Source organism: Mucilaginibacter sp. P4_A11, from assembly GCF_056402535.1.
The window spans coordinates 231,371-256,937 of sequence record NZ_JBFUHE010000009.1; the positions used below are offsets into that span (position 1 = coordinate 231,371).

General features: G+C 42.5%; 23 protein-coding genes. 11 read left to right on the forward strand and 12 right to left on the reverse strand.

Going from position 1 to position 25,567, the window contains the following annotated elements; genetic code table 11:
- Positions 1 to 28: 28 nt before the first annotated feature.
- A complete protein-coding gene (locus AC1DUD_RS18875; RefSeq protein ID WP_477377151.1) occupies positions 29 to 1,132 on the reverse strand; it encodes a metallophosphoesterase in 1,104 nt (367 codons plus the stop codon).
- A 149-nt stretch (positions 1,133 to 1,281) separates the two neighbouring features.
- Here AC1DUD_RS18875 and AC1DUD_RS18880 point away from each other — a divergent pair, with 149 nt between their 5' ends.
- The 4 genes from AC1DUD_RS18880 (at position 1,282) to AC1DUD_RS18895 (ending at position 4,858) form a co-directional block, all read left to right on the forward strand.
- Positions 1,282 to 1,653, forward strand: a complete 372-nt coding sequence (locus tag AC1DUD_RS18880; protein ID WP_477377153.1) for a hypothetical protein — start codon at positions 1,282 to 1,284, stop codon at positions 1,651 to 1,653.
- Positions 1,654 to 2,320: 667 nt separating this feature from the next.
- Entirely contained in the window at positions 2,321 to 3,151 is an 831-nt protein-coding gene (locus AC1DUD_RS18885; protein ID WP_477377155.1) for a sensor histidine kinase, read from the forward strand.
- On the forward strand, positions 3,117 to 3,758 hold the full coding sequence (locus AC1DUD_RS18890) for a response regulator transcription factor (RefSeq protein ID WP_477377157.1): 642 nt from the start codon (positions 3,117 to 3,119) through the stop codon (positions 3,756 to 3,758). Before AC1DUD_RS18885 ends, AC1DUD_RS18890 begins: the two co-directional genes overlap by 35 nt.
- Before the next feature lie 29 nt (positions 3,759 to 3,787).
- A complete protein-coding gene (locus tag AC1DUD_RS18895) occupies positions 3,788 to 4,858 on the forward strand; it encodes a PA0069 family radical SAM protein (RefSeq protein WP_477377159.1) in 1,071 nt (356 codons plus the stop codon).
- 26 nt (positions 4,859 to 4,884) lie between these two features.
- Here AC1DUD_RS18895 and AC1DUD_RS18900 read toward each other — a convergent pair whose 3' ends face one another.
- Complete coding sequence (locus AC1DUD_RS18900) at positions 4,885 to 5,172, reverse strand: hypothetical protein (RefSeq protein WP_477377161.1); 288 nt, start codon at positions 5,170 to 5,172, stop codon at positions 4,885 to 4,887.
- Between the two features lie 146 nt (positions 5,173 to 5,318).
- On the opposite strand from AC1DUD_RS18900, the gene AC1DUD_RS18905 reads away from it, so the two are divergent.
- Both AC1DUD_RS18905 and AC1DUD_RS18910 read left to right on the forward strand, forming a co-directional pair.
- Positions 5,319 to 5,504 carry a hypothetical protein gene (locus AC1DUD_RS18905; RefSeq protein ID WP_477377163.1) on the forward strand — a complete coding sequence of 62 codons (186 nt, stop codon included), beginning with the start codon at positions 5,319 to 5,321 and terminating at the stop codon, positions 5,502 to 5,504.
- Positions 5,505 to 5,523: 19 nt separating this feature from the next.
- Complete coding sequence (locus tag AC1DUD_RS18910) at positions 5,524 to 5,850, forward strand: PIN domain-containing protein (protein WP_477377165.1); 327 nt, start codon at positions 5,524 to 5,526, stop codon at positions 5,848 to 5,850.
- Here AC1DUD_RS18910 and AC1DUD_RS18915 read toward each other — a convergent pair.
- The 4 genes from AC1DUD_RS18915 to AC1DUD_RS18930 all read right to left on the reverse strand — a co-directional run bounded on the left by AC1DUD_RS18915 (position 5,831) and on the right by AC1DUD_RS18930 (position 8,529).
- Positions 5,831 to 6,211 carry a ribosomal maturation YjgA family protein gene (locus AC1DUD_RS18915; RefSeq protein WP_477377167.1) on the reverse strand — a complete coding sequence of 127 codons (381 nt, stop codon included), beginning with the start codon at positions 6,209 to 6,211 and terminating at the stop codon, positions 5,831 to 5,833. The genes AC1DUD_RS18910 and AC1DUD_RS18915 overlap by 20 nt on opposite strands.
- Before the next feature lie 82 nt (positions 6,212 to 6,293).
- Positions 6,294 to 7,037 carry a zinc ribbon domain-containing protein gene (locus AC1DUD_RS18920; protein ID WP_121232474.1) on the reverse strand — a complete coding sequence of 248 codons (744 nt, stop codon included), beginning with the start codon at positions 7,035 to 7,037 and terminating at the stop codon, positions 6,294 to 6,296.
- Positions 7,037 to 8,134, reverse strand: a complete 1,098-nt coding sequence (locus tag AC1DUD_RS18925; protein WP_477377170.1) for a Nif3-like dinuclear metal center hexameric protein — start codon at positions 8,132 to 8,134, stop codon at positions 7,037 to 7,039. The genes AC1DUD_RS18920 and AC1DUD_RS18925 overlap by 1 nt, the downstream gene beginning before the upstream one ends.
- A gap of 32 nt (positions 8,135 to 8,166) precedes the next feature.
- Positions 8,167 to 8,529 (reverse strand): TM2 domain-containing protein, encoded by a 363-nt coding sequence (locus tag AC1DUD_RS18930; RefSeq protein ID WP_477377172.1) that lies wholly within the window; start codon positions 8,527 to 8,529, stop codon positions 8,167 to 8,169.
- 132 nt (positions 8,530 to 8,661) lie between these two features.
- Here AC1DUD_RS18930 and AC1DUD_RS18935 point away from each other — a divergent pair, with 132 nt between their 5' ends.
- The 4 genes from AC1DUD_RS18935 (at position 8,662) to AC1DUD_RS18950 (ending at position 13,260) form a co-directional block, all read left to right on the forward strand.
- Positions 8,662 to 9,648, forward strand: coding sequence for an NAD-dependent epimerase/dehydratase family protein (locus AC1DUD_RS18935; protein WP_477377174.1), 987 nt, complete (start codon positions 8,662 to 8,664; stop codon positions 9,646 to 9,648).
- Entirely contained in the window at positions 9,645 to 10,436 is a 792-nt protein-coding gene (locus AC1DUD_RS18940) for an SDR family NAD(P)-dependent oxidoreductase (RefSeq protein WP_477377176.1), read from the forward strand. Before AC1DUD_RS18935 ends, AC1DUD_RS18940 begins: the two co-directional genes overlap by 4 nt.
- A 4-nt stretch (positions 10,437 to 10,440) precedes the next feature.
- A complete protein-coding gene (locus AC1DUD_RS18945; protein ID WP_477377178.1) occupies positions 10,441 to 10,716 on the forward strand; it encodes a hypothetical protein in 276 nt (91 codons plus the stop codon).
- 147 nt (positions 10,717 to 10,863) lie between these two features.
- Positions 10,864 to 13,260, forward strand: coding sequence for an ABC transporter permease (locus AC1DUD_RS18950; protein ID WP_477377180.1), 2,397 nt, complete (start codon positions 10,864 to 10,866; stop codon positions 13,258 to 13,260).
- A gap of 434 nt (positions 13,261 to 13,694) precedes the next feature.
- Here AC1DUD_RS18950 and AC1DUD_RS18955 read toward each other — a convergent pair whose 3' ends face one another.
- Positions 13,695 to 15,056 (reverse strand): UDP-N-acetylmuramoyl-tripeptide--D-alanyl-D-alanine ligase, encoded by a 1,362-nt coding sequence (locus AC1DUD_RS18955; RefSeq protein WP_477377182.1) that lies wholly within the window; start codon positions 15,054 to 15,056, stop codon positions 13,695 to 13,697.
- A gap of 258 nt (positions 15,057 to 15,314) precedes the next feature.
- Positions 15,315 to 17,486, reverse strand: a complete 2,172-nt coding sequence (recQ, locus tag AC1DUD_RS18960; protein WP_477377184.1) for a DNA helicase RecQ — start codon at positions 17,484 to 17,486, stop codon at positions 15,315 to 15,317.
- Between the two features lie 247 nt (positions 17,487 to 17,733).
- Here recQ and AC1DUD_RS18965 point away from each other — a divergent pair, with 247 nt between their 5' ends.
- Positions 17,734 to 20,241, forward strand: a complete 2,508-nt coding sequence (locus AC1DUD_RS18965; protein WP_477377186.1) for a M14 family metallopeptidase — start codon at positions 17,734 to 17,736, stop codon at positions 20,239 to 20,241.
- 138 nt (positions 20,242 to 20,379) lie between these two features.
- On the opposite strand, the gene AC1DUD_RS18970 is transcribed toward AC1DUD_RS18965, so the two are convergent.
- The 4 genes from AC1DUD_RS18970 to AC1DUD_RS18985 all read right to left on the reverse strand — a co-directional run bounded on the left by AC1DUD_RS18970 (position 20,380) and on the right by AC1DUD_RS18985 (position 25,397).
- On the reverse strand, positions 20,380 to 22,827 hold the full coding sequence (locus tag AC1DUD_RS18970) for a TonB-dependent receptor domain-containing protein (protein WP_477377188.1): 2,448 nt from the start codon (positions 22,825 to 22,827) through the stop codon (positions 20,380 to 20,382).
- 304 nt (positions 22,828 to 23,131) lie between these two features.
- Positions 23,132 to 23,341 (reverse strand): hypothetical protein, encoded by a 210-nt coding sequence (locus tag AC1DUD_RS18975; RefSeq protein WP_477377190.1) that lies wholly within the window; start codon positions 23,339 to 23,341, stop codon positions 23,132 to 23,134.
- Positions 23,342 to 23,351: 10 nt separating this feature from the next.
- Complete coding sequence (locus tag AC1DUD_RS18980; RefSeq protein WP_477377192.1) at positions 23,352 to 25,040, reverse strand: PspC domain-containing protein; 1,689 nt, start codon at positions 25,038 to 25,040, stop codon at positions 23,352 to 23,354.
- A 24-nt stretch (positions 25,041 to 25,064) separates the two neighbouring features.
- Positions 25,065 to 25,397: a PadR family transcriptional regulator gene (locus AC1DUD_RS18985; protein ID WP_091209926.1), complete on the reverse strand. Its 333-nt coding sequence runs from the start codon at positions 25,395 to 25,397 to the stop codon at positions 25,065 to 25,067.
- Positions 25,398 to 25,567: the final 170 nt, after the last annotated feature.

Below are 25,567 nucleotides of genomic sequence, written 5' to 3' on the forward strand. Positions count from 1 at the left end.
TTTAAGGATTAGTTTGATGTTTTCACCTTTAGCCTTTCACCTCGTCATTAAACAGTTCTTTCAACTCGCATTCCTCCAATATTATTCTTTCGCTTTGGTTTAGGTTGTTGTATTCCCATTTGATCAGGCGAATCTGACCATCTGCTATCTCAATGCCTGTGATATCGCCATCATCATAGCAACAACAGCCGCTGTTAAAATAACTTGGGTCGCAGGCGCTGAAATCGGGTGCTACGTCGCCTTTGATCTGCCTGTTTACGATCTGTTTGCTTAATTCATCTGCCAGTTTATCGTCTCCTGCTTTCTTTGCCCTTGCGATATCATTATACAACTTTTCGAGATGCGTTAAGGACCTGAACACTGGCTGATGGGTATGCCCGGTTATCAGCAGGGTATCTTTTTGCTTCAGGCTCCATTCATACATAATGCGGTTATGATCTGTTTTGAGCAGGTCATTATTGGCAGGGGTATTAGGATTGATTTTAAGATATGCCTGAAAAGGTGCCCAGATATCGGACACAAACCATTTGCTGAACCAGTTACCGTCACTTTGCAGATCGCCCTGGTGACCGTGCGTTAAAAAGATATTTAATGGTTTGTCATTAAGCTTTGTTTGCAGCACGGCTCCCTCATATATTTTAATTACTTCATCATAAATTTGCTTTAAGCCTACTTTGGCTAAAGGATCATTGTCCCAATACAGGTCATGGTTGCCGAAGATTTTCAGGAACGCTTTACGTTTTATGAATCGTTTTTCGCTTTCAAAAGTGGCCTTGTTATGCTTTTTTATGGTGATGAACAGGTTTTCCCAAAGCTCCTCACTATCCCCAAGGTTAATGTAGAAGAATTGCTGGTTGTGGTAATAATCAAGTGCTGCAAGGTAATTTTGCTCAGCGAGGGCAAACATATCCATATCGTCACGGGCACCTTTATGCTGATCAGACAGGATGATGAATTTATCGCTTTCCGCGTTGAACGGAATCAAAAGTCCTTTTTTGCCTGAACCTTTCAGTAGGTATTTGTATAAGCGGTTCAATGACTTGTCAACCCTTTTTTTGTCTGGCCGTGAAGAGAGCCTGTCGGCCAGGCGTGCCACCGGCTTAGTTAAAAGTTTTTGTAAAAACTTACGCATGGCTTTTTAACGTATAATATAAAGTATTGTGTTGCTGATTGATGGTTAATTTACCGTGTTTAAACGGGGTGAAAAAACGGTGAAATGACGGGTGGAATAATTTGTAATAAATATATAGATTGGAGGCTAATTTAAACTCCCGAAATTATATGGAACCTATTGACTTAAAAACCGCCAGGGAAATGGTAGCCCGGTATAAGAAAACCCGAAAAGCAGTTATTGACAAACATCATAAAGTTAATGATACCGAATCGACATGGCTCCCGATAGACAAACTGAAGGAGTTTATTAATAATTTGCCAGCGGAAGCTACAGGTGTGAGGATACATTTTGGAGTGCATGATGCAGACCACAAGCACGCACCACATCAAACATCGGTTGCTATAGTTGGTACAGTGGCAGGGAAAGGTGCAGATCAGCATATAGATGCGATACAATCTGATGATGTGGCAAGCCTGGCGGTAAGCGGGTTAGCTGCTTTAAAGTCGAGCAAGGATTGCCCCCCGACATGTCAATCCTGATAAATTTGTAAGCTGCATGAATGCTATTATATATTATTTTAGCGTTCATGCTTGATTCCCTTTATTATGTAATGTTTGTGGTGGCTTTTATATGCTGTATATTCACATATAAGTCGCTTGACAAAAATTTTAAATGGTTTTTACCCTTTTTGGCTTTTGGGGTATTTTATAATTATCCGGCTATTTTTCAACTGCTTATTATCAACCACACTAATGCGTGGTGTAATAACTTCAATGACATATTGGAGTTTATTTGTTATACAATGTTCATCATGTCATTTGATGATCGGGCTAAACGTAAAAAGTTTGTATATATAGCTGCTGGGGTTATTGTTGGGCTAACGCTTATTGATATATTTTTCATTCAGGGTTTCTGGCATAGGGCAACCATCGCGATAGTTATACAGAATATATTTGGCCTTTGGCTTGTTTGTGATTACTACTATAGATTATTAAATGATGATAATGACGAATACATTGAATTAATATCACACCCCCCGTTTTTGGCGATAACAGGGATTTTTTTCTATTATTTGGCAATGACATTTTATTACTCTTGCTTCAGCTTCATGGTGTATAAAAACAATTATCATTTTTATCTGATAGCCATGACATTGTTAGATCTTAACTCATTAATGCTATACGGCCTATTTTCATTCTCCTTTATATGCTTTTTCAGGAAGAACAATTTATCCTCATAATAATTGCAGGTACTGCTTTATTGCTTCTGTTAGGGGTATTCATGGTTAGCTTTATGCTCATGTACCAAAAAAAGCAGAATAAAAACCTGCTTGAACGTGAAAATTTGAAAGCTTCATTTAAGCAGGAGATGCTTAAAACCCAGATAGAGATCCAGGAGCAAACGCTTAACGATATAAGCCGCGAGATCCATGATAATATTACCCAGGTGTTATCATTTGTAAAATTGAACCTCGGCTTGCTCAACAATAGCCTCGATGACGAAAAAAAGGCCCGTGTAAACGAAAACCGTGAACTGGTTTCGCAAACTATTAATGATTTGCGGCACCTTTCAAAAAGTATGAGCTTCGAGCACATCAGCTCATATGGACTTATAAAAACCCTTGAAACCGAAACAGAACGTTTAACCCGCAGCGGCATTATCAATGTTGCGTTTGAGGTTGAAGGTGATGTATACCGTTTAGGTGAACAACGCGAGCTGGTAATATTCCGGATTTTCCAGGAAGCGGTGAATAATACCCTGAAATACGCTAAGGCAGCTAACCTTAAAATCAGTTTGTATTATACTGCACAAATGTTTAATTTGCTCATCGAAGATGATGGTGCTGGTTTCAATACCGAAAAGGTTGATAGTAAGGGCGGTTCGGGATTGCGGAACATTGAAAACAGGGCAGCTTTAGTAGGCGCGGACGTAATTATTACCAGCTCGCCTGGTAAGGGTTGCCAGATAAAATTGTCGTTCAATCCCCTGGTACAACAAATTTATGCTAAAGGAACCCATTCAAATAGCCTTAGTTGATGACCACAAACTCTTCAGGAGTGGTATGGCCGCTCTTGTCACCAATTTTAAAAGATACAATATACTATTTGAAGCAGCCAACGGCCAGGAACTGTTAAATACTATAAACAGCGGTACTGTTCCGGATATTATATTGCTGGATATCAGCATGCCGGTTATGGATGGTGTTGAAGCAGCCCAAATACTCAGGGCCAAACATCCAAATGTGAGGATCATCATATTATCCATGTTTGAGGACGCCGATAAAGTGCTGCTCATGGTAAAAATGGGGGTAAAAGGATACCTGCTTAAAGACTCGGAACCCCATGAAGTTGAAGACGCCCTTTTGAAAGTTTCGCAGGGCGAGCTTTACTACCCCGAGTTTGTAACCCGCCACCTGATCACCAACTTTAACAGCAAGTTAGAGAACATCAAGCTTAACCCGCGCGAAATAGAGTTCCTTCGCCTTACCGGCACCGAGCTTACTTACAAGGAAATTGCCGAAACCATGAACATCAGCGTGCGCACCGTTGATAGTTATCGCGATCAGCTTTTTGAAAAACTCCAGATTAAAAGCCGCGTAGGGCTGGTTTTATACAGCATAAAAAATAAACTGATTGAATTGTAATTTGCTAAATTTATTAGCAAATTTGTTCGATGTCACATGAGGAAAATCCGGATTTTTTTAAGGGACGCGGCGCACAGGTAAATACGCACAATAAGTTTCTGAAAAACAAGTATGTACTTGATCATATTGAAGGTATTGACGAACCCTTGCTTGAAAATAGCAACACGCAACTTTTTGAGGAAACACCCAAAAAAATAGTAAGCGAATCCAACAGTCCCGACTTAAGCCATATGTACTCCATAAACCCTTACCAGGGTTGCGAGCATGGCTGCATTTATTGTTACGCCCGTAACACCCATGAATATTATGGCTTTAGCGCCGGACTCGATTTTGAACGGAAGATCATCATCAAGCCTAATGCCCCCGAACTGCTTGAGCAATATTTTAATAAAAAAAATTATAAGCCGGTCTGCATCATGCTCTCCGGCAATACCGATTGCTACCAGCCTATTGAGCGCAGCCTGAAAATAACCCAGGGCCTGCTCGAGGTGTTCTGGAAATATAAAAACCCGGTAAGTATCATCACCAAAAATAACGTGATTCTGCGCGATATTGACCTGCTTGCCGACATGGCCAAACTGAACCTGGTGCATGTTAACGTATCCATCACCTCCCTTAACGAGCAGCTAAGGCAAAAGTTGGAGCCCCGTACCGTAACGGCAACGGGCCGACTGGCAGTGGTTCAAAAACTATCTGAACGCGGTATCCCGGTGCGGGTTATGGCGGCACCTATTATTCCCGGGTTAAACAGTAATGAAGTGCCTAATATCATCAAAGCTGCAGCCGACAGGGGCGCTTTAGCCGCAGGTTTTACCATGGTACGCCTGAACGGTAGTATAGCCGAAATTTTCAGCGACTGGATCCATAAAGCTTTTCCCGACCGCGCCGAAAAGGTGCTGAACATGATCCGCTCCACGCATGACGGCAACTTAAACGACAGCGATTACGGTCGCCGGATGAGTGGTGACGGTAAAATAGCCGAATCTATTCACCAGATGTTTAAAATGGCCTGTAAACGCTTTATGGGCGACAGGCAAATGCCGGAATATGACTATAGTTTATTTGTGCCGAGGAAAGGGAAACAAACGAGCTTGTTTTGAGGCTTGAAATTATTAGCCTTATCCGATTAAAGAAATTGTAACACTAATTGCTCCCACTCTTCTTCCAATGATAGGTTGGGGCGGATTTGCCGTGCCCGGCTGTACCAGTAATCGGCATTTCCAATATCACCTTCTTTACGGTGCAGGTAAGCATGAACCCACGCCGATGCCCGGTCTTCGAGGTGATCAACCTGTGCATGGGCTTGATGCCAATCGCCCTTACTATCGTACCACAGGCTTTTTAACTGTACAGGCAGTTCGTTGCCGGGCTGCGGTAAATTTAATGATGCTTTAAATTCGGCTAAAGTTTTCATTGGGTGTTGGTTTCTTAGATGACAAGTATAAATATCGCACTTTTTGAATTGATAGGATTTAAAAGTTTGAGGTGAAGGATAGCAGACAAGTATGTTTCGCGGTGAATATGTATAAAATTTATTAAATTTGTTATGAAAGGATTAATATGGTATTGGTATTAAAAAAGGGAGCATCCAAAAAGGATATAGAGGCGATTGAAAAAGCACTTTACAAAGAAGCGCCATCTTCGGGCTTTGATGCAAAAAAATACAGCGGAACAATACCTTTAAAAGAAGATCCAATAACCATTCAAACTAAGTTAAGAGATGAGTGGGAAAGAGATATTAGTTGATATCAATATCCTATTGTATTTGCTTGACGGAAATGATACCATAGAAAAGTTATTGCAGGGTAAGCAAATCTATATTTCATTTATAACCGAGCTGGAATTATTAGGGTTAAAAAAGCTTTCAGAACGCGAAGAAAAGCAAATACACGCCTTATTAAATGATTGTTCAATTATTCAGATGAATAACAAATTAAAAGAACAATATATTACGATAAGAAAAAAGCATGGTTTAAAGCTGCCTGATGCTATCATTGCAGCAACAGCTATTGCCTTCAATCTCCCGTTTATAACATCTGATAAGCAATTCAGAACTATAGAAAGACTAAAGCTTATTGCTTATGAGGTTTAATTTTTTGCAGTAATTGATCAATCCCCACCCCTATCCCCACCCCAATAACATAGCACAACAAATCACCCCACAAAAAGCCCTCGCCTAAAACGAGCCTTCCGAACAATGTATGCCGTAATTCGTTTATCCATGGCGCTTTATAAAGCTGGCTAAATTCAATCGCGAAGCAAAATAATAATGCCGCTATAACATTGAACTTGATAGGCTTGGCGATAAAAAGGAACCGCATGATAAAGTAAACCATGGTAGCCCATAAAATGTCGCCAATAAATAGGGGGATGAATTTGTAATGCCGGGATAGCAGACCGAGGATAATGGTTGCTATTGTTAAAGTAAAGTAAGTGATGCGGGTTTTAGCCATGAAATAAATATCGGCTAAATAAATGCAACAAAAAAGGCACCCACCGGGTGCCTTTGATATATTTAATTTTATAAATGGTTGCTTATGCTTCTTCAGCTTCCAAAGCCATTTGCTCATCAACAAGGATACGTCCGCAATGCTCGCAAACGATGATCTTTTTACGCTGACGGATGTCTGACTGGCGCTGAGGTGGGATCTGGTTAAAGCAACCAGAACATGAATCACGCTGAATAGTTACTACAGCCAATCCGTTTTTAGCGTTTTGACGCAGACGGGTGTAAGCAGTTAACAAACGCTCTTCAATGTTTTGAGTAGCTTTTGCAGCCTGTGAATTCAATTCGGTCTCTTCTTTTTCAGTTTCGGCGGTAATGGTGCCTAATTCTTCTTTCTTGGCATCAAGGTCGCTCTGACGGGCTTCCAGGTCGGCAAGTGCTTTTTCGTAAACCTGTGTTTTGTTAGTGATCTCGAAGCCGTACTCACGGATCTTCTTTTCGCTCACCTGTATATCTAAGCCCTGGATCTCAATTTCTTTTGAGATAGCATCATATTCGCGGTTGTTTTTAACCTCGTTAAGCTGGCCTTCGTATTTTTTGATGTTCGCCTGAGCTTCTTTGATCAGGTTTTTACGGGTAACTATGTCATCTTCCACATCGTCAAGTTCACCTTTGATCTTCTGGATGCGGGTTTCAAGGCCAGCAACGTCGTCCTCAAGGTCGGCAACTTCCATTGGCAATTCGCCTCTTACCTGGCGGATCCTATCAATTTTGGTGTGGATAGTTTGTAGCTCGTATAAAGCTTTAAGCTTTTGTTCTACGGTTTGTTCCATTAAATAAAATATTTGACGGGGTTTGTATTTACTTCTGTTAAACGGACGGCAAAGATAGGGAATTTTTTTCTAATTATTTCATACAATAATTGCTGCGTAAATTGTTCACTTTCAAAGTGTCCGATATCTGCAATAACTATCTTTCCTTCGGCATCAAAAAACTCGTGATACTTGTAATCGGCTGTGATAAAAACGTCGGCTCCGGCAGCTATGGCATGCTTCAATAAAAAGCCTCCCGAACCTCCGCAAACAGCTACTTTTTTAACGTGCTTACCTATTAATTTAGTATGCCTGATCACGTGTGTGCGCATCTTGTCCTTTACATGAAACAGGAAACTTTCCTCATTAAGCGGTATTTCCAGTTCGCCTATCATGCCCGAACCTACCTGCTGGTGCTGGTTGGTTAAGTTATAGAGATCGTAAGCAACCTCTTCGTAAGGGTGGGCCAGTATCAGGGCCATCAGGATCTTGCTTTCCAGGTTGGCCGGATATACAGTTTCAATACGCACCTCGTTTTCCTTGTGGCGTTTGCCAACTTCGCCAACGTAAGGGTTAGCTGCATCGTTGCCTTTAAATGTTCCTGTGCCTTCGGCATTAAAGCTGGTTTCGCTGTAGTTGCCAATATTGCCAGCGCCCGCACTGAATAAAGCATCGCGCACGGCATCAGCATGCCTTAAAGGCACATAGGTAACCAGTTTTTTGATCAGGTTATGCTTGGGCAGCAGTATGCGGGTGTTCTTTAAACCCAAAGTTTCGCAAATGCGGGCGTTAACACCCGTCATGATACTATCCAGGTTGGTGTGAATAGCGTATATCGCGACCCCTTTGCGGATAGCTTTTTCAACCACCCGCTCCACATAAGTTTTGCCGTTGAATTTTTTGAGCCCCTTAAAAACTATGGGATGGTGTGATATGATCACCTGGCAACCGGTGGCGATAGCCTCATCAACTACAGCTTCGGTACAATCAAGCGAAATCAATGCCTGGCTTATTTCCTGATCAGGGTTACCAACTATAAGGCCTGAGTTGTCATAATCTTCCTGGTAATTAAGCGGAGCAAGGCTTTCAAGGTATGCGGTTAGGGCGGATAATTTCATTAATCAAGTATAACAATAAATAATGGCGTTAGTTAGCTGCTCATTTTAGCCATTTGATAGCTTTCATAAGCCATATTCTTATTATACTCCAAAGTGATCGACTTATTGTTGATCAGATCGACAACAGTACCTATTACGCAAAGGCCCCCCGTGAAAAAGTAAAGGATCCCCATCCCTACCTGCCCTAACACAAAACGCTGGATGCCCGCAAAGCCAACAAAGCCAAGCAGGGTAAATAACAGTATATCCTGCGAGTTTTTGCGCTTGTTGCTGTAAACCATATAAAAGTATTTCTTTTGATTTTCAGTCAGATCGGGCGTTGCATGCTGTAAAAAGCCCAACTCCTCGGGCGAAAAATCTGCAAATGATTTATATGGATCCTGGAATGTGTTCATGTTTGGTAAAGGCTTTATTATAGTAATAAGTCAAATTTAAATATTTACCGCATTAAAACTATAGGTTAAAAAATGATTTAAAATTTCTTTCCCTTGCATAGGGGTAAACTCAGGCCGGATTGTAATACCTGTATGAAAGTTTTAGTAACCGGGGCAACAGGCTTTATTGGCAGGCAGCTTACCTTATCACTGGCTATGCAGGGCTATGATGTTAAGGCTTTATGCCGCAATACCGATCATCCATATTTAGTAAAGCATAAAAACATTGAGCCGGTTACCGGCAATATCCTGTACCGGCAAAGCCTGGGCAGAGCCATGCAAGGCTGCGGATTGGTTTACCATACCGCTGCCCTGGCTAAAATGTGGTGCCGAAACCCTGATGATTACCACGAAACCAACGTGGTTGGCACCCGGAACGTGCTTGAAGTTGCCGCCAATGCCGGGGTACAAAAAATTGTCTATACCTCTACCTGCGGAGTATGGGGCCCCACCGTTAAATATCCCATGCATGAGGATGACCCGCGAATAGCTGGTTTCCCGATTGCCTATGAGCGTACCAAATACTTGGCCGAGCTTGAGGTGCAAAACTTTGTAAAGCGAGGTGCTCACGTGGTTACCGTAAATCCTTCACGCGTATATGGTGAAGGCCCGGTTACCGAAAGTAATACCGTTGGTAAAATGGTATCCGCGTATTTGCGTGGCAAATGGCGTTTTATACCCGGCAGCGGTGAACAGATAGCCAATTATGCTTTTTTAAACGACGTTGTTGAAGGGCACCTGGCAGCGATGGAAAAAGGGCAAAGCGGCGAACGTTATATTTTAGGGGGAGAGGACATCAGCTTTAATGACTTTTTTAACACGGTGTACAAGGTTTCCGGTAAACATCACCGCCTTATTCACCTGCCTTTAAAAGCGATAGAATTTTATAGTCATATAGAAAAGCTTAAAGCACAATTTACGGGTTTGCGCCCATTTTTCCTTCCTGAATTTGCCGAGCGTTTAAAGTACGATCAAAAATATAGCAGCAACAAGGCTATCACCCAACTGGGCTACAGGATAACCCCTTTTGCCGAGGGAATGCACAAAACAGTTAACTATCTTAAAAAGCCTGAACCATGATCAACCAAACCGCCATCATAACCGGCGCCAGCGAAGGACTGGGCAAATCATTTGCCATTGAACTGGCATCGCGCCAAATAAACCTGGTGCTGGTTTCGTTGCCCGAGTCAGGCCTGCCCGAACTGGCATCGTTTATCCGCAAAAACTTTGAGGTTAAAGTAAATTATCTTGAAATTGATTTAACACTTGCTGAAAGTTACCCGGCAATTTTTAATTACCTTAGTGATGAGCAAATTACCGCCCACCTGCTCATCAATAATGCAGGTTTGGGCAACTGGTCGTGGTTTGAAGATCTGAATATTGGTTTCTATAAAAAGCAAATTGAACTGAACGTGATTACTCCTGTACTGCTTACGCGCTTGTTTCTGGCCCAGGCCGATACCGATGCTACTTCATATATATTAAATGTAGGGAGTTTAGGCGGATTGTTTGTGGTACCTAAAAAGCAAGTTTATGGCGCTACCAAATCATTCATTAGGTATTTTACTAAATGTTTGCAGCTGGAGCTTCACGGCTCAAATGTGAAGATCAGTCTGCTCAGTCCCGGAGGCATCAATACCAAGCCCGAACTGCTGGTAATGAATAATAAGCTTAAAGGCATATCAAAAGCAACCATTATGGAACCCGGGCACGTAGCACGTATAGCGGTAGACGGTTTGCTGAAGGGTAAAAAAGAAATTATCCCCGGCATGATAAACAGGATACTTGTTTTATTGAATAGTTTGCTGCCTGCTGGTATTAAAGACATTATTATAAGGCAACGCCTGGCAACCATTATAAAAAGCTGACAGCATGATCATTTCTTTACTCACCTATCGGCACGTTAAAAGTTTGTGCAGCTTTTTTAAGCGTACACGAAATAGCTTTAAACTCATCAATAATGAGCAGATCGTTATTATTTCGGGCAGTATGCGCGGGTTGGTATTATATTTTGATCGCGATGCCTGCGAGATAAAAAATGGCGAAAAGGACTTTATCAGTATTGATATAACACGCGATTTTTCGGTTGATATGCTGATGCGGATCCTGGTGAACCATAATATCATAACTCCTGTTTTTGAAGGCTGATTGCCATCTGTATCCCGTAACCAGATCAAATTTTTATATTTTTTACCGTTGCATAAGTGGACACCCGGCTGTCCGTATCCGTACGGTATTCCATGGCGACGTTGTGTAAGTTTTTGATATATAGCAATTTACAATATTGGCATCATTTTGATTATCACAACATCTGATAAAGCCGATATTATTATGCTGAAAAACTATATCAAAACCGCCTGGCGCAATCTCATCCGTAATAAATTTTATTCGGTGATCAACATCGCCGGGTTAACTTTGGGCCTTGCCATAGGGATCCTGATCCTGCTTTGGGTACAGGACGAGTTTAGCTTTGACAGCTTTCATAAAAATGCATCCAATATTTACCGGGTGGAGCTTTTTGGAGGTACCGGTGCCAGCAAACAAATCTGGCAGGTTACGGTAGCACCGATGGGGCCGTTGGCCAAACAGGAATTGCCCGCTGTGCAAAACCAGGTGCGCATTACCAATAATTGGTTTTTCTCCTTATTTAAATACCAGGATAAAGTTTTTAACGAGCAGGCCGTAGGTTTTGCCGATCCGTCGCTGTTTACGGTTTTTGATTTTCCGCTGATTGAAGGTAACAAGACAAAGCCTTTTGCAAACGATAATTCGGTAGTGATCACAAAAAGTACAGCAAAGAAATATTTCGGGAATCAGGATGCTTTGGGAAAAGTTATTGTCGCCGATAGCAAAGAGAACTTTACGGTATCGGGTGTTATTGATGATTTTCCGCTTAACTCGAGCATTCACTATGATATGATCATTCCGATGAGCTATCATGTTAAGTACATGCTGACTAATTTTAAAGATGATCTGAACCATGATTTCAGCAATTACGCTTATGAAACCTACTTACAGCTGAAACCCGGTACTTCGTTAAAACAGCTATCGGCCGATTTAAATAGTGTTCACCTGAAACGGAAACCCGAAGATACTGATGCCGACTATCTCGTACTGCCTGTTACTAAGATGCACCTTTATAATGCTGATGGTACCGACCGGGGGATCAGTACTGTACGTATCTTTATTATTATAGCTTTAGTGATATTGATTATTGCTTGCATTAATTATGTTAACCTTTCAACCGCGCGGGCCATGCTGCGCGCCAAGGAAATCAGCATGCGAAAGATCATCGGCGCAGCAAAAACGCAATTATTTATGCAGTTTGTGGTGGAAACCGCTTTGCTGTTTGTGCTTTCGGCGGTTTTAGCGGTGCTGGTAATTTATAATGTGATGCCTGTATTTAATACAATTGCAGGTAAACAGCTGGTGTTTAATCTTTCCGATTTCCATATTTGGCTGGTTATCGCGGGAACGATAATCGCTACCCTGCTGTTATCCAGTATTTACCCGGCCTTGCTGCTGTCGTCTTTTGAGCCATTAAAAGCACTTAAAGGCAGGGTATCAAACGGTATTGGCGATGTGCTTTTCCGTAAGATATTGGTGGTGGTGCAGTTTACCTTTTCGGTTGTATTGATCATCAGCACCATTGTTATCACAGGGCAGTTGAATTATATCCGGTCGAAAAATTTAGGTTACGATAAAAGTCATGTATTTGCTTTTTGGATGCGTGATATGAAAGGCCATTATGACGCTGTTAAGGCCGAGCTTTTGAAACAACCGGGTATTGAAGCCGTAACCCGATCGACCGGTAATATCGTTAATAGCGGAGGTATTTCTGGCGATACCGATTGGGATGGCAAAGCAACCGGGCAAACATTTATTGTACACCCGCAAGGGATTGATAAGGATTTTATCTCCTTTTTCAAGATGAAAATGGCAGCAGGACATAGCTTTGACGGTTCGGTAAGCGACTCGGCTCATTATATCCTGAACGAAGCGGCAATTAAGGAATTAGGAATGAAAGACCCGATAGGTAAACGTTTCAAGCTGCGTAAAACCGAAGGTACTATTATAGGAGTGGTTAAAGATTTTCACTTTGCGAGTATGCGTGAAAAGATTGGTCCGATGGTGTTTTTCTACGCGCCGGATACTTATGCCTCTATCTACATTAAAACCACCGGCAATGGTGTATCAAAAGCCATAGCCGCTGCCGAAGGTCAATTTAAACAATACAACGGCCAGTTTCCGTTTGGGTATACTTTTTTGGATGAAGTATTTAGTAAGCTTTATCAGGGCGAGCAACGGGAAGGTACGTTATTTAATTATTTTGCAGGGATAGCTATTTTGATCTCTTGTCTCGGTTTGCTTGGTTTAGCGGCTTATACGGCCCAGGTTCGTACCCGTGAAATTGGCGTACGGAAAGTTTTGGGTGCGACAGTGGGAAGTGTTGTTACCCTATTAGCCAAAGATTTTATTAAGTTAGTGCTTATTGCAATTGTTATAGCCTTCCCAATAGCCTGGCTGGCCATGAGCCATTGGCTGGATGCTTTTGCTTACCGCGTTGGTATAAGCTGGACAACCTTTTTATTAGCTGCTGGTATTGCTGTATTAATAGCCTTTATCACAATCAGCTTTCAATCGGTTAAAGCTGCACTGGCTAATCCTGTTGATAGTTTAAGGAGGGAGTAGTTTAGACCTTTTTTAAGCAAGAAATAAAACTCGCGTCATTGCGAGGTACGAAGCAATCCCAAACTTTACAGGGCTACCTGCATAGCCACTCTGTATTTAGGGGTATTAATATTTATTTTTTTTATAGGTATTAATGAGCTCCTTTGGGTCGGTTGTCTTAGTGTCTTATAATGACGTAATCGTAAGGCGTTGATTATTACGTGTGTTTTTAAAGTCGACTTTCTGACCTGGGCGTTGCCTCCGGCCCGGGCTTTTCGTTACAAGTCCTCGCCTTTCCTGCCCGCATTCCCTTCACGCGCTGTGGGCTTTACACTGCAATCCCTAACGCGGCCCCCTCACAAAATCCCTAAAACATATTTTACACGTCATCGCTTTTTTTAGAGTTTCCATGATAATTACTCGCAATGACGCTTTTATAAGGGGAGGCTCATCTATTAAAACAACTCCACCAATCGCTCCAAAGCCATACCTCTTGATCCTTTAATAAGAATGGTTGAATTGCTTATGGGTTGTGCTTTTAAGGCAGCAATAGCGTCTTCGGCGGTTTCATAAAACTTATTGTCCATGGTCCATAGTCCATGGTCCATGGCCTGTGACGAAGCTAAAAAATCCTTCCCAATAAAGATCCGTTCATCAACCGGGGTATCCATTGCCTTTTTAATTACTGCTGCATGTTCAACAGCTGCTTCCGGCCCCATTTCAAACATATCGCCCAAAATGAGCACTTTCCTTTTTGCCTCAATTTTTGCCACGTTTTCAATAGCTACAAACATGCTGCTGGGGTTGGCATTGTAATAATCGCAAATAAGGGTATTTGTAGCTGTCTGCACAATTTGCGAGCGGTTGTTTTTAGGCTGATAACCTTCAATTCCGGCGTTTATTTCATTAGCCGATAAACCGAGATAGGTGCCAATACAAATAGCCACCAAAATATTAGGCAGGTTGTAAGTACCTGTTAATTGAGTTTTAACTTTATAGCTTTCACCGGTTTTGTTGTTTACCCACTCTAAAGTAAGGAAAGGCGAGTTTTCAAGCAGTTCGCCGCTAATAAGATTATCAATTGCATCTGTACCATAATATTCCACATGTGTTAAATGGCGGGCAGAAGCCATCTCCATTAAAACAGTATCGTCGCTATTAACAAAAACAATATTCTTACTTACCGACTTTCCGACTTCCGGACTTTCCGACTTTTTGAAGTAATCATACAACTCCCCTTTTCCTTTCTTCACCCCTTCAACGCCGCCAAAGCCTTCTAAATGTGCCTTACCCACATTGGTAATTAAACCGTGCGATGGCTGAGCGATACTGCAAAGCAGCTCAATCTCTTTTTGATGATTGGCCCCCATTTCAATAACCGCAACCTCATGGCTGGCATCAATAGTTAATATGGTGAGCGGTACACCAATGTGGTTGTTTAAGTTACCTTGTGTTGCCTGGGTTTTAAAATGCTGCGATAATATGGCGTTGATTAATTCTTTAGTGGTTGTTTTACCATTGGTACCGGTAAGGCCGATAACCGGGATATCAAGCTGCCTGCGATGGTGCCGCGCCAGGTCCTGTAAGGCGGATAATACATCATCGACCAATAAGTATTGTTCACCCAGTTTGTATTCGGGATTATCAATTACCACATAAGCTGCACCGGTCTCCACTGCTTTTTGAGCAAACGTATTGGCATCAAATTTATCGCCCTTAAGCGCAAAGAACAGGCTGCCCGGTATTATTTTCCGGGTATCGGTGCTAATTACAGGGTGTTTGGTGTATATATCGTAGAGTTGGGTTGTGGTAGTCATATGTATTCTATAATGGCAAACGTAAATCAAAAGTACAATTATCTTGCACTCGTTAAAAACGAGCGCAAGGTTAAAGACTTACGAAGTTTTAAAAACTTCATAAGTCTGGTTTCTGCAACATGTCATTTTGGGGAACGAAGCAATCGTACGGAAGTATAGCCGCTCTGTATGGCATGCGATTGCCGCGTCGCGCCCTGGCTTTTCCCATCTTGCTCCTCGCAGTGACATGGGCCTATTTTAACGTAACAAAAATTATTCCTACTTCTTTATCCAGTCTATCACAGCCCTGATCTCGCCATAGCTATAATCATCACCTAAGATCTCTTTTAATGGTGACAGCTTTTCAGCTCCGTAACTTTCAACTGCATCGGAAATAACAGCTATCTTTTGCTGTGGCACTATTTCGGTTATATCCAGATCACCGTTTTGTACATAATAACTCAGGTGTGTTTCTATGGTTGATGTAGTGAAACCACGTTCAGCAGCTATTTCGGCAATAGTTTTTCCGGAACGATACAGATTAAACGTTTCGGTTTTAGTATCACTGCTTCGCGGAGAAGATTTGACTTGTCCCTGCGATTTCGCCTTCCGCTCACGCTTAGGTGATTTCTGCTTTATTTTTGAACCAAGGCCTTTTTCGGTACAATAAATCTTAACCGGTTCAAGCAGCTCGCGACCGTAACGGGCAAGTTTAATATCGCCAAAACCAGAGATCATTCTCAATTCATCGAGGCTTTGAGGTAGGTAGGTTGCCATTTCCTGTAAAGTAGCATCCGACACTATAATATAGGCAGGGACATTTTCATTTGTAGCAATGCCGCGCCTAACCTCCTTAAGTTGATTAAGCAATCCGGCTTCGTATGGTAAAGTTTCTTCGTGATGAACTTCCTCTACCTTTTCTATCTCAATAAACTCAATCTTTTGGCCGCCTTTTAAAATATCAGTGCTTTGTGCGGTAAGTTTTAAAACAGGATATTCATCGCCCGCAGTTTGCAGGTAGCCCATGGTTACCAGCTCACGGATGTGGTGCTGCCAGTCGGCCTTGCTGATATCGGCACCAATGCCGTAGGTTTTTAACTGTTTATGTTCCTCGCGAATTTTGTCGCTTTTTGATCCCCGTAAAAAGTCTATCACATAGTTAGCACCAAAGCGCTCGTTTAAGCGGGCCACTGCCGAAAGCGCTTTTTGAGCGATCAGCGTGCCATCAAAGCGTTTGTACTCGGTAAGGCAAACATCGCATGAGCCGCATTTGGGCGGAAACTCTTCGTCGAAGTATCTCATCAGATATTGCCTGCGGCACGAAAGCAGCTGGCAATATTTAACCATATCATTAAGCTTGTTAAGCATAATACGGCTTTGTTGCTCGTTACCCTCCACTTTGGCAAAACCCTGTAGTTTCATGGCATCGCCGGGTGAGTAAAGCAATAATGCTTCGGATGGCAAGCCATCACGCCCTGCCCTGCCTGTTTCCTGGTAATAGCCCTCGATGTTTTTAGGCAGATCGACGTGTACCACATAGCGCACGTTTGATTTATTAATACCCATACCAAAGGCAATGGTCGCTACAATGATTTTCAAGTCATCGCGCAAAAAAGCTTCCTGGTTCCGGGCTTTTATTTCGTTATTTAAACCGGCATGATAAGCCTCGGCTGCAAAACCTTCATCCTTTAAATCTTCGGCTAACGCTTCTGTAGATTTGCGGGAAAGACAATATATAATACCCGATTCATCCTTATGCTCATTTAAAAAAGCGATGAGCTGTTTAAAGCTGTTCTTTTTGGGCGATACCCGGTAAGTAATGTTTGCCCTGTTAAATGAGGATACAAATATCGCCGGGGATTTAAGGTTAAGTTTTTCAAGAATGTCTTTCTGTGTGAGCTTATCGGCCGTGGCCGTAAGTGCAATAACCGGTACCGATGGAAATTCCTCTTTAAGGCCAGCAAGCATTAAATACTCGGGCCTGAAATCATGCCCCCATGACGAGATACAATGTGCTTCGTCGATAGCTATCTGCGCAACTTTTAGGGTTTTTAAAAAGGGGATGAGCTTGTTATCTTTATTTTCCTTACTCTCGGCGCTGAACAAACGTTCGGGGGCAAGGTAAAGCAATTTGATCTCGTTATTCTTCAGCCGGTTTACCAATATCCTTGTTTCTTCGGGATTTAAGGATGAATTGAGGAAAGCCGCCGGGATACCGTTTACGTTCAGGCTATCTACCTGGTCCTTCATCAGCGCAATAAGCGGTGATATTACAATGGTTAGGCCATCTAATAAAACGGCAGGCAATTGGTAGCATAACGATTTGCCGCCGCCTGTGGGCATCAGCGCCATTACATCCTGCCCTTTGAGTATATTTTGAATAATAGCTTCCTGCTCATGCCTGAAGGCACTATAACCAAAATATTTTTGCAGGGCCTGGATAGGTGTCATGTTTGTATTTATTTCAGCTGCGTAATTTAATAAGATTCAGGACAACAAATGTGAGAATTTGTTGCCGATTTTGATTTTTCTGAACCGGAATTTGTTGATTTTATGAATTATTAAGAATTGAAAAGGGTAAGCAAAACATAAAATAATATGGAATAGTCACGTATTTAATAAAATCTGTTAACCGCTGCGAAATACATCGGAATTTTATTTTTAGATTAGCTTCTGCTACACTTCCACATTAAATAACATGATAAAAAAAATACTTCTTACTCTGATAGCAGTCGCTTCGGCTGTAGTGGGCTTTGCGCAAAAAATCCAATCGCCGCAGGAGTTCCTTGGTTATAAATTGGGTGAGCATTTTACACCACATTACCGCATTGTCGAATATTTTAAATATGTAGCATCGGCCTCAAAAAATGCAAAGCTGCAACAGTTTGGTACAACCAACGAGGGCAGGCCATTGCTGGCGATGTTTATTGCATCCGACGAGAATATTGGCAGGTTGGAAGAGATCCGTCACAATAACCTTAAACTGGCTGGGATTGAAAGTGGCGGTGGCAGTACTGCCATGCCGGTTGTAACCTGGTTAAGCTATAATGTGCATGGCAACGAACCAGCATCAAGTGAAGCGGCCATGTGGACCTTGTTTGATATGGTTGATCCGGAAAATACCGCTACCAAAGCCTGGCTCAAAAATATGGTTGTTGTTATCGACCCATGTTTAAACCCTGACGGGCGCGACCGCTATGTGAACTTTTATAACTCGGTTGTAGGTGCTACGCCCGATGCCAGCCCAACATCGCGTGAGCATGCCGAACCATGGCCGGGCGGCAGGGTAAACCATTTTTACTTTGACCTTAACCGCGATTGGGCCTGGCAGCAGCAAAAAGAAACCCAGGCGCGTGTAGGCCTATATAATCAATGGTTGCCGCAGGTGCACGTTGATTACCATGAGCAAGGTTATAATGCCCCTTACTACTTTGCACCGGCTGCCGAACCTTATCACAAAGATATTACAGCATGGCAGCGCCAGTTCCAGATCACCATTGGTAAAAACAATGCCAAATATTTTGATCAGAACGGTTGGATGTATTTCACTAAATATGAGTTCGACCTGTTGTATCCTTCGTACGGCGATACCTATCCTTTATATAATGGCTCTATCGGCATGACCTATGAGCAGGGTGGGATCAGTGCGGGTTTGGCCGTAGTTACCCGAAGTGGGGATACCCTTACTTTGGTACAGCGTGTGGCGCACCACCATTCAACAAGTTTAAGTACGCTGGAGATCGCTTCGCTAAATACCCAAAAACTTTTGGACGAGTACAAAAAGTTTTTTGATAACAGCCGCGCCAATCCACCAGGCGACTATAAGACTTACGTTATTAAAAATGATAACAACAATAAAATTAATGCGCTGGCAAAAATGCTGGGCCGCAACGGCATTCAGTACGGGTTTGGTTTAGCCAATAAGGCGGTTACAGGCTTTAATTATGTTACCCAAAAAACAGAACAATACAATGTTGGCGCAAATGACCTGGTAATTAATGCCTATCAGCCTAAAGCGGTATTGCTGCATGTGCTGCTGGAGCCCAAAACTTTTATCCCCGATTCCAATACTTATGATATTACGGCATGGTCGCTTCCGTATGCCTACGGTTTAAAAGCTTATGGTTTAAAGGAATCGTTTAAGCCGGCCAGTACAGAGTGGAGCGTGGCTGCGCCCAAGCCTTTGATAAATACACATGCTTACGCTTATGTATCGGCATGGCAATCTGTTAATGACGTGAAATTTTTGGCGGCATTGCTTAAAAAGAAGATCAAGGTGCGCTACGCCGAAAAGCCATTTGAGGCCGGAGGTAAACAATTTACTGCAGGCTCATTAATAATTACCCGTGCCGGGAATGATCAGGCGGACTTTGACCAGGTTGTTACGCAAACGGCGGCTGGTTTGGGTCAGGAGATCACCCCTATTTCAACTGGTTTTGTCGATAAGGGATCGGATATTGGCTCGGATGCGGTAAGGTATATTCATCAGCCTAAAATTGCTTTGATAGCTGGCGATGGTATAAACTCTGAAGCCATGGGCGAGGTTTGGCATTTGTTTGAAGCGCAAATTGCATATCCTGTTACTTTAATAAGGTACCAGGACTTAGGCAGGACCAAACTGGGCGATTTTGATGTGGTGATTTGTCCCGATGGCCGTTATGAGGATTTTCCTTCCGAGAAATTGCAGAGCTGGATCCGCGACGGTGGCAAGCTGATAGCAATAGATAACGCAGTATCATTATTGGTTGATAAAAAAGGCTTCCTGATCAAACATAAGGAAGAAAAAAAAGAAGACAAGGATAAAGAAAAGGACAAGGATAAAACAGTTAAGCTTTATGGCGATCGTGACCGTTTGGCGCTTAGCGAATCTATCCCTGGTGCTATTTATAAGCTGAACCTTGATAATACCCATCCGCTTGGCTTTGGTTTGCCGGATTACTACTATTCATTAAAGCTGAATGACGATATCTATGATCTCTTCTCTGGTGATGACGGCTGGAATGTAGGCACCATAAAAAAGGATGGATACGTATCGGGCTTTGTTGGCGCCGAATCAAAAAAGAAAATCATAAACGGTTTGCTGCTCGGTGTACAGCCCATGGGCCGCGGCTCAGTTGTTTATATGGTTGATGACCCGCTGTTCCGTAGCTTCTGGGAAAACGGTAAGCTGTTGTTCAGCAACGCTGTGTTTATGGTGGGGCAGTAGAGCCAGTTTGCAGTTTGCAGTTTTTGAATCAACTAATTAGGTTAGGGAAATTATTAAAAAGAAAAGCGCTGGATAAACAAAATCCGGCGCTTTTCTTTTTATAAAGAGCTAACTGCCAACTAAAAACTGCCAACTGATTTAATTATTCCCCTTCACCCTGCCTTTTTCATCATCGGCACCGCTGCGGTGCTCGCGCATTTTGATGGAGTTGTTGCCAAAATTATAGGTGAAAGTGAGGCGCATTACGCGGGTATCATTCTTTTGTTTGATGGTGAAATTATTGTTTACCACCTGGCTGCTTAAATCATTACGACGAATGTTGAAGATATCATCGCATGAGGCTTTAATATTGAATTTTTTATTCATGAATGATTTGCTGACCCCCATATCTACGGAGTAACGCGGCCTGATCTTGTAGATGCCATAGGTTAATGCTGATTGATAATCGCCCGTTACCTCGAAGCGGTAGCCTGCATATTTGAATGTTTGTGTTGTACGGCCCTGGAAAGCCCATTGCCCATCGTTAAATTTTTGACCGGCAAGGGTATCTGATTTAAAGCCCAGGTAAAACGCGGTTGCGTTAACATTGCCTTCCCACCATTTGGTAATGGTGAACGGGGTGTTGATATTGATATTATACCCGGTTTGGGTTTGCAGGTTCTGGTGTGTTTCGAACGAGCGTTTGCCTTCGGTTAGTATCAACTCGGTGATAGCATCAGTAGTATGACTATAGCCAAGGCTTACGTTAATGGTTTTATTATAGGTATAGTTAAACTCAAAGTTTTGAGTGTATTGCGGGTTCAGGAATGCATTACCCTGTGAGTAAGTATATGGGTCAAGGTAGTAGATGAACGGGTTCAGATCGTCATAGCCAGGGCGGTCGATACGGCGGCTGTACGAAAAGCTTACCTCATTTTTATCATTAATGGTTTGGTTAATGAATACACTTGGGAACAGGTTTAAATAACTCCTCTTAACAGGTGTGCTGCCAATCAGGTTGCCAGTCGACCGGGTTTGTTCGGCACGTAAACCTAATTGTACCGAAAACTTTTTGAACTGCTTGTTCAGGTTCAAATAGCCGGCGTTGATTTTTTCGCTATAAATAAACCGGTTAGTACGGGTGGAGTCATTTCTATAAGCGCCGTTATCAAATATCTGTGCTTGCAGGTCATTGTCTGTTTTAACGCTGCTGAATTTTACCCCGGCTTCCAGTTTGATAGTTTTCGTAAGCGGTTTGGTATAGTCAGCTTTACCAGTGTAGATGCTTATGGTTGAGGGGGTTTGGTTGCGCAACATCTGCGGGGCATGCTGTACGCTGCCATCAGGCAAAAAGTAATCGGTATTATACATGGCGTTTGAGTTGTTCTTGAATTTAGAATAATCCAAATCAATGCTCAATTCCTGGCCGCTGGTATCAAGCTTCAGCCTGTCGTTAAGGTTAAGGGCGAAGTTTTTATAGGTTTGCCTGATATCTGAAGTAGTATGCAATGATGAATCGGCCACGCCAAATTGTTTGCCGATGATAGTTCTGTTGTCATTAAGGTCCTGCCCACTATTTGAATAGCCGCTTACCACAAAGCCAATGGTATGTTTAGGGGTTAGGTCATAGTCGGCACCTAAACGATAGTTATTGTAATGGTTGGTGCTCGGCATGCTTGATTTCTGATTGAAATATGTTTTATTGCCTAGCGTATCGGTAATGATGCGGTTAATGCCAATGTCATGTCCGCGTTTGTTATCGCCCCTGCTTAACGAGGTAAATACATTAAGGCCGCCTTGTTTGTGGTTAAGGTTAAGGCTGCTGTTATCGCGCCAGTATTGGCTTTTTGCGCCCCCTACAGTAAGGCTGCCGTTTGTGCCGGATTGTGCATTCTTTTTTAACTTGATATTGATAATCCCTGAATTACCCGCTGCGTCATATTTTGCCGATGGATTGGTAATGATCTCAATAGATTTAATGGTATTGCCATCGGTTGACCGTAACAAAGTGGCCAGCTGAGCTGCAGTAAGATAGGTTAATTTATCGTTGATCATCACGGTTACGCCCTGTTTGCCTTTCAGGCTGATGTTATCATCTTTATCAACAGTAACACCGGGCGCGCGCTCTAAAATTTCCATAGCGGTATTGCCGGCTGCCAGTACGCTGTTCTCAACGTTCATTACAGTGCGGTCAATCTTGCGCTCTATAAGCGGTTTAGTTGCCGTGATGGTAACACCTTTTAATTCGGTACTGCCTGTATGCAGGTTTAAAGCTGGTGCTGTAACCTGCGATGAATTAGCTGGCACAGTAAAACTTTTACTTACCGCTTTTTGATAACCAACAACCGATGCTTTAATGAGGTAGCTGCCAGCTTTTATGTTGGTAAATACATAAACCCCGGCATCGTTACTTAACGCGCCTTTAACAACGGTTGAGTCGGATGCGCGCAAAAGGCTCACGGTTGCATAATCAAGCGGTTTGCCCTGCTCGTTGAGCAAAGCCCCGGATACCTTAGCGGTAGGCGCGGCCTGCTGGGCAAAGGATACACCGCAGCTGATAGCAACAAGCAGCAGTGTATAAAATATGTTGTGTATGATAGTTTTCATTTTTAGTTCGGTTTAAAACGTATGGGCAATACAATGCCGGTAAAGAATCTCGTCTTTTTTAAAATTTGTAAATAAGCTTGTTTTAGTTTCCGGGGGTGTTTTTCCGGTGTTGGGTGTTTAGTAATTATGAGATATAGGCGATTGTTTTCATAGTGTCCCTGTTATTTGATTTAAATTTTTGGCAAAACAACTCCACCTGGCTTTTAGGCCATTTTTTAACGATTATTAAATTTATGTTGCCGGATTACCCGGAAATGGTGATTGTGTTGCTTTTTATAGTAAGATGCAAAAACAGGGGTGTTGGTTACAGATTATTTTCACTTTTTAAAGCAGGCATTAAATTTTTTGCCATATCCTTAATAATCCGGAAGGTGATTGGCATTTCAATTTCTGATCCGGGCGTGTTTATCCGGCTGGTTAAAAGCGATTTGCCGCCTGGTTGAAACAGGAAGTAAAAAGGAATAATAAGCCCGCTAAAAATTAGCAGGCTTATATATTTAAACAATGTTTTCACAGGGAGATGTTTATTGTGCTTGTACCGTTGCGGTATCCGTTCTTTCTAATGTTGTATCCTGTTCTCTGAGCGCTTTCAGGCTATCAGCTTTAAATTTGGCTGCCTTTATTGGGTCAACTTTGCACTCCAACCCGTTTGCCGTCATGATGTAAGTAGCCGTGGTGATGCCGTTATTGTTACCCTGCTCTTTACATTCATATATATTAAAGTTGATGTTACGATCAAGCTTTTGATCAATAACGATCTTTGCATTAAGCGGAACTTTGAGGGTGAGGTGAAGCTCCTGTCCGCGCCATAAAAAGCCCTTAGGCATTTCCAGGTGGCGGTCAAAGTTCAGTACTGAATCTTTTTGATCGAAACGGTAAGCTGCGCTGCGGGCGTTAATCAGGGCTTCTTCAAGGTTAGTGCCACGGGCGCTAAAAGTTTCGATCAGTACAGGCTGCGGTACGTCGCTTTTTTCAATATCGATGGTAACATTATGGTTTGGCATATCATCGCCGTTAAAGTCATCATCTAAAATGATCATACCCTTAAAACGGTCGTTGATTTTAAGACGGGTACTATCCTCATTGCTTAAATACTTGGTATCATTAAGCTGCAGGTAATAAGTGTTATTAGCCGTTGGCTTAAGCTTGATTGTTTGCGTGAATTTGCCACCCTCGCGGAAGCTGGCCGCAGTTTTTACGCCGTAGTATGAAACTGCTCCTAATGACGCTAACCAGATACATAATAAGGTGGTACCTATCGAACGGTTAAATGAAGCCTTTTTAAACAGGAAGCCAATAGTTGATAAAATGATGGCCAGTAAAGGTATGCTTAGCACCAAAAAGCCGCTCACCATAAAAATACCGTTAGCCTGGTGGTTAGCTATATTGAAGGGGAACAGGTTGTAGATGCCCATATTGCCTGCGGCAAATAAGGCTATAAGCGAAATAATGAGGGCAATGGTCATGCCCAGGCAGGTTAACAAAACGGCTGCTGCCAATAGTTTACCAAGTAAATTGCCGGTGCCTTTTAAAAAGGCCGCCAAATGTTCAAAAATATCACTGATGAGGTCACGCACCTGGTATATGAAGGGCTTGGCTTCGTGCTTAAAGTTTTGGAGGTTTTCGCGTACGGTGCTTAACTCTTCTTCAAAATTCTTTTTAAAGCCTTTCAGGTCCTGCTTTTCACCCTTCATGGCCATGCGGTCGGCACGGGTAATGGCTTTAGGCACAACCATCCATAATATAATATATATGATGAAGCCTATTGCTGCAAACGGTACCAGGATGGCAAAGGCAAGCCGCACCCAAACAGGGTTAATATCAAAATAGTTAGCGATACCGGCGCAAACACCGCTGATCAGGTGATCGTCCGGATCGCGGAAAAGCCTGCGGCGTTCCATATTATATTCAAACGGGTTGCCGCCCGAGGTTTTGGCATCGGTTTCGGCAGTTTCAAAATCCTGCACGCTGCCCATCTGCCCGGTAACTTCCTTCACATCAGCCTCAACAATAACTTGTTTGGCGTCGCGTGCCAGGATCTCGTTAAACATTTCGGCAATGCGGTTTTCAATGTCGGTTGTGATCTCCAGGCTATCGGCCGAAGTTGAAAAATGACGCTTTACATCCGTCATATAATTCTTCAGCACTTCGTAGGCATCTTCTTCAATGTGAAAAACCATGCCGTTTATATTTATGATAATTGTTTTGTTCATGATTAAAGTGATTTGTAGGTTTTTCTATTTTCTTTCTCCGATAGCTGTTTGAACAGCAAATACCAGTTCCTGCCAGGTTTTGTCCAATTGTTCAAGCACCGCGCGACCTTCGTCCGAGAGCACATAGTACTTTCGGGGCGGCCCGGAAATCGACTCCACCCAGTTGTACGTGAGCAGGCCGTTATTTTTTAAACGTGTTAAAAGAGGATACAGAGTACCCTCAACTACAAGCAGTTGGGCTTTCTTAAGTTCAGCGATTATGTCTGACGCATATGTTTCGCCCTTTGCTATGATGGAGAGGATGCAGTACTCCAGTATGCCTTTCCTCATTTGGGTTTGGGTGTTTTCGACGATCATAATACAAAGATATATGTTTTAGATTGTATTATGCAATACATAGTACTATAATTATTATTCTTTCAGCACAAACTTGGTTTTTTGAAAAAAAAATGACGTTTTAAAAGAAATTACTTGACTTTTTGATAACGTAACATTACTTTTATGATTAATTAACTATTAACTGATCT

What these genes read in the sequence shown, in the direction of transcription:
- AC1DUD_RS18875 (WP_477377151.1), bottom strand. Translation starts at nt 1,132, where the DNA reads ATGCGTAAGTTTTTACAAAAACTTTTAACTAAGCCGGTGGCACGCCTG.
- AC1DUD_RS18880 (WP_477377153.1), top strand. Translation starts at nt 1,282, where the DNA reads ATGGAACCTATTGACTTAAAAACCGCCAGGGAAATGGTAGCCCGGTAT.
- AC1DUD_RS18885 (WP_477377155.1), top strand. Translation starts at nt 2,321, where the DNA reads ATGCTTTTTCAGGAAGAACAATTTATCCTCATAATAATTGCAGGTACT.
- AC1DUD_RS18890 (WP_477377157.1), top strand. Translation starts at nt 3,117, where the DNA reads ATGCTAAAGGAACCCATTCAAATAGCCTTAGTTGATGACCACAAACTC.
- AC1DUD_RS18895 (WP_477377159.1), top strand. Translation starts at nt 3,788, where the DNA reads ATGTCACATGAGGAAAATCCGGATTTTTTTAAGGGACGCGGCGCACAG.
- AC1DUD_RS18900 (WP_477377161.1), bottom strand. Translation starts at nt 5,172, where the DNA reads ATGAAAACTTTAGCCGAATTTAAAGCATCATTAAATTTACCGCAGCCC.
- AC1DUD_RS18905 (WP_477377163.1), top strand. Translation starts at nt 5,319, where the DNA reads ATGGTATTGGTATTAAAAAAGGGAGCATCCAAAAAGGATATAGAGGCG.
- AC1DUD_RS18915 (WP_477377167.1), bottom strand. Translation starts at nt 6,211, where the DNA reads ATGGCTAAAACCCGCATCACTTACTTTACTTTAACAATAGCAACCATT.
- AC1DUD_RS18920 (WP_121232474.1), bottom strand. Translation starts at nt 7,037, where the DNA reads ATGGAACAAACCGTAGAACAAAAGCTTAAAGCTTTATACGAGCTACAA.
- AC1DUD_RS18925 (WP_477377170.1), bottom strand. Translation starts at nt 8,134, where the DNA reads ATGAAATTATCCGCCCTAACCGCATACCTTGAAAGCCTTGCTCCGCTT.
- AC1DUD_RS18930 (WP_477377172.1), bottom strand. Translation starts at nt 8,529, where the DNA reads ATGAACACATTCCAGGATCCATATAAATCATTTGCAGATTTTTCGCCC.
- AC1DUD_RS18935 (WP_477377174.1), top strand. Translation starts at nt 8,662, where the DNA reads ATGAAAGTTTTAGTAACCGGGGCAACAGGCTTTATTGGCAGGCAGCTT.
- AC1DUD_RS18940 (WP_477377176.1), top strand. Translation starts at nt 9,645, where the DNA reads ATGATCAACCAAACCGCCATCATAACCGGCGCCAGCGAAGGACTGGGC.
- AC1DUD_RS18945 (WP_477377178.1), top strand. Translation starts at nt 10,441, where the DNA reads ATGATCATTTCTTTACTCACCTATCGGCACGTTAAAAGTTTGTGCAGC.
- AC1DUD_RS18955 (WP_477377182.1), bottom strand. Translation starts at nt 15,056, where the DNA reads ATGACTACCACAACCCAACTCTACGATATATACACCAAACACCCTGTA.
- recQ (WP_477377184.1), bottom strand. Translation starts at nt 17,486, where the DNA reads ATGACACCTATCCAGGCCCTGCAAAAATATTTTGGTTATAGTGCCTTC.
- AC1DUD_RS18965 (WP_477377186.1), top strand. Translation starts at nt 17,734, where the DNA reads ATGATAAAAAAAATACTTCTTACTCTGATAGCAGTCGCTTCGGCTGTA.
- AC1DUD_RS18970 (WP_477377188.1), bottom strand. Translation starts at nt 22,827, where the DNA reads ATGAAAACTATCATACACAACATATTTTATACACTGCTGCTTGTTGCT.
- AC1DUD_RS18980 (WP_477377192.1), bottom strand. Translation starts at nt 25,040, where the DNA reads ATGAACAAAACAATTATCATAAATATAAACGGCATGGTTTTTCACATT.
- AC1DUD_RS18985 (WP_091209926.1), bottom strand. Translation starts at nt 25,397, where the DNA reads ATGATCGTCGAAAACACCCAAACCCAAATGAGGAAAGGCATACTGGAG.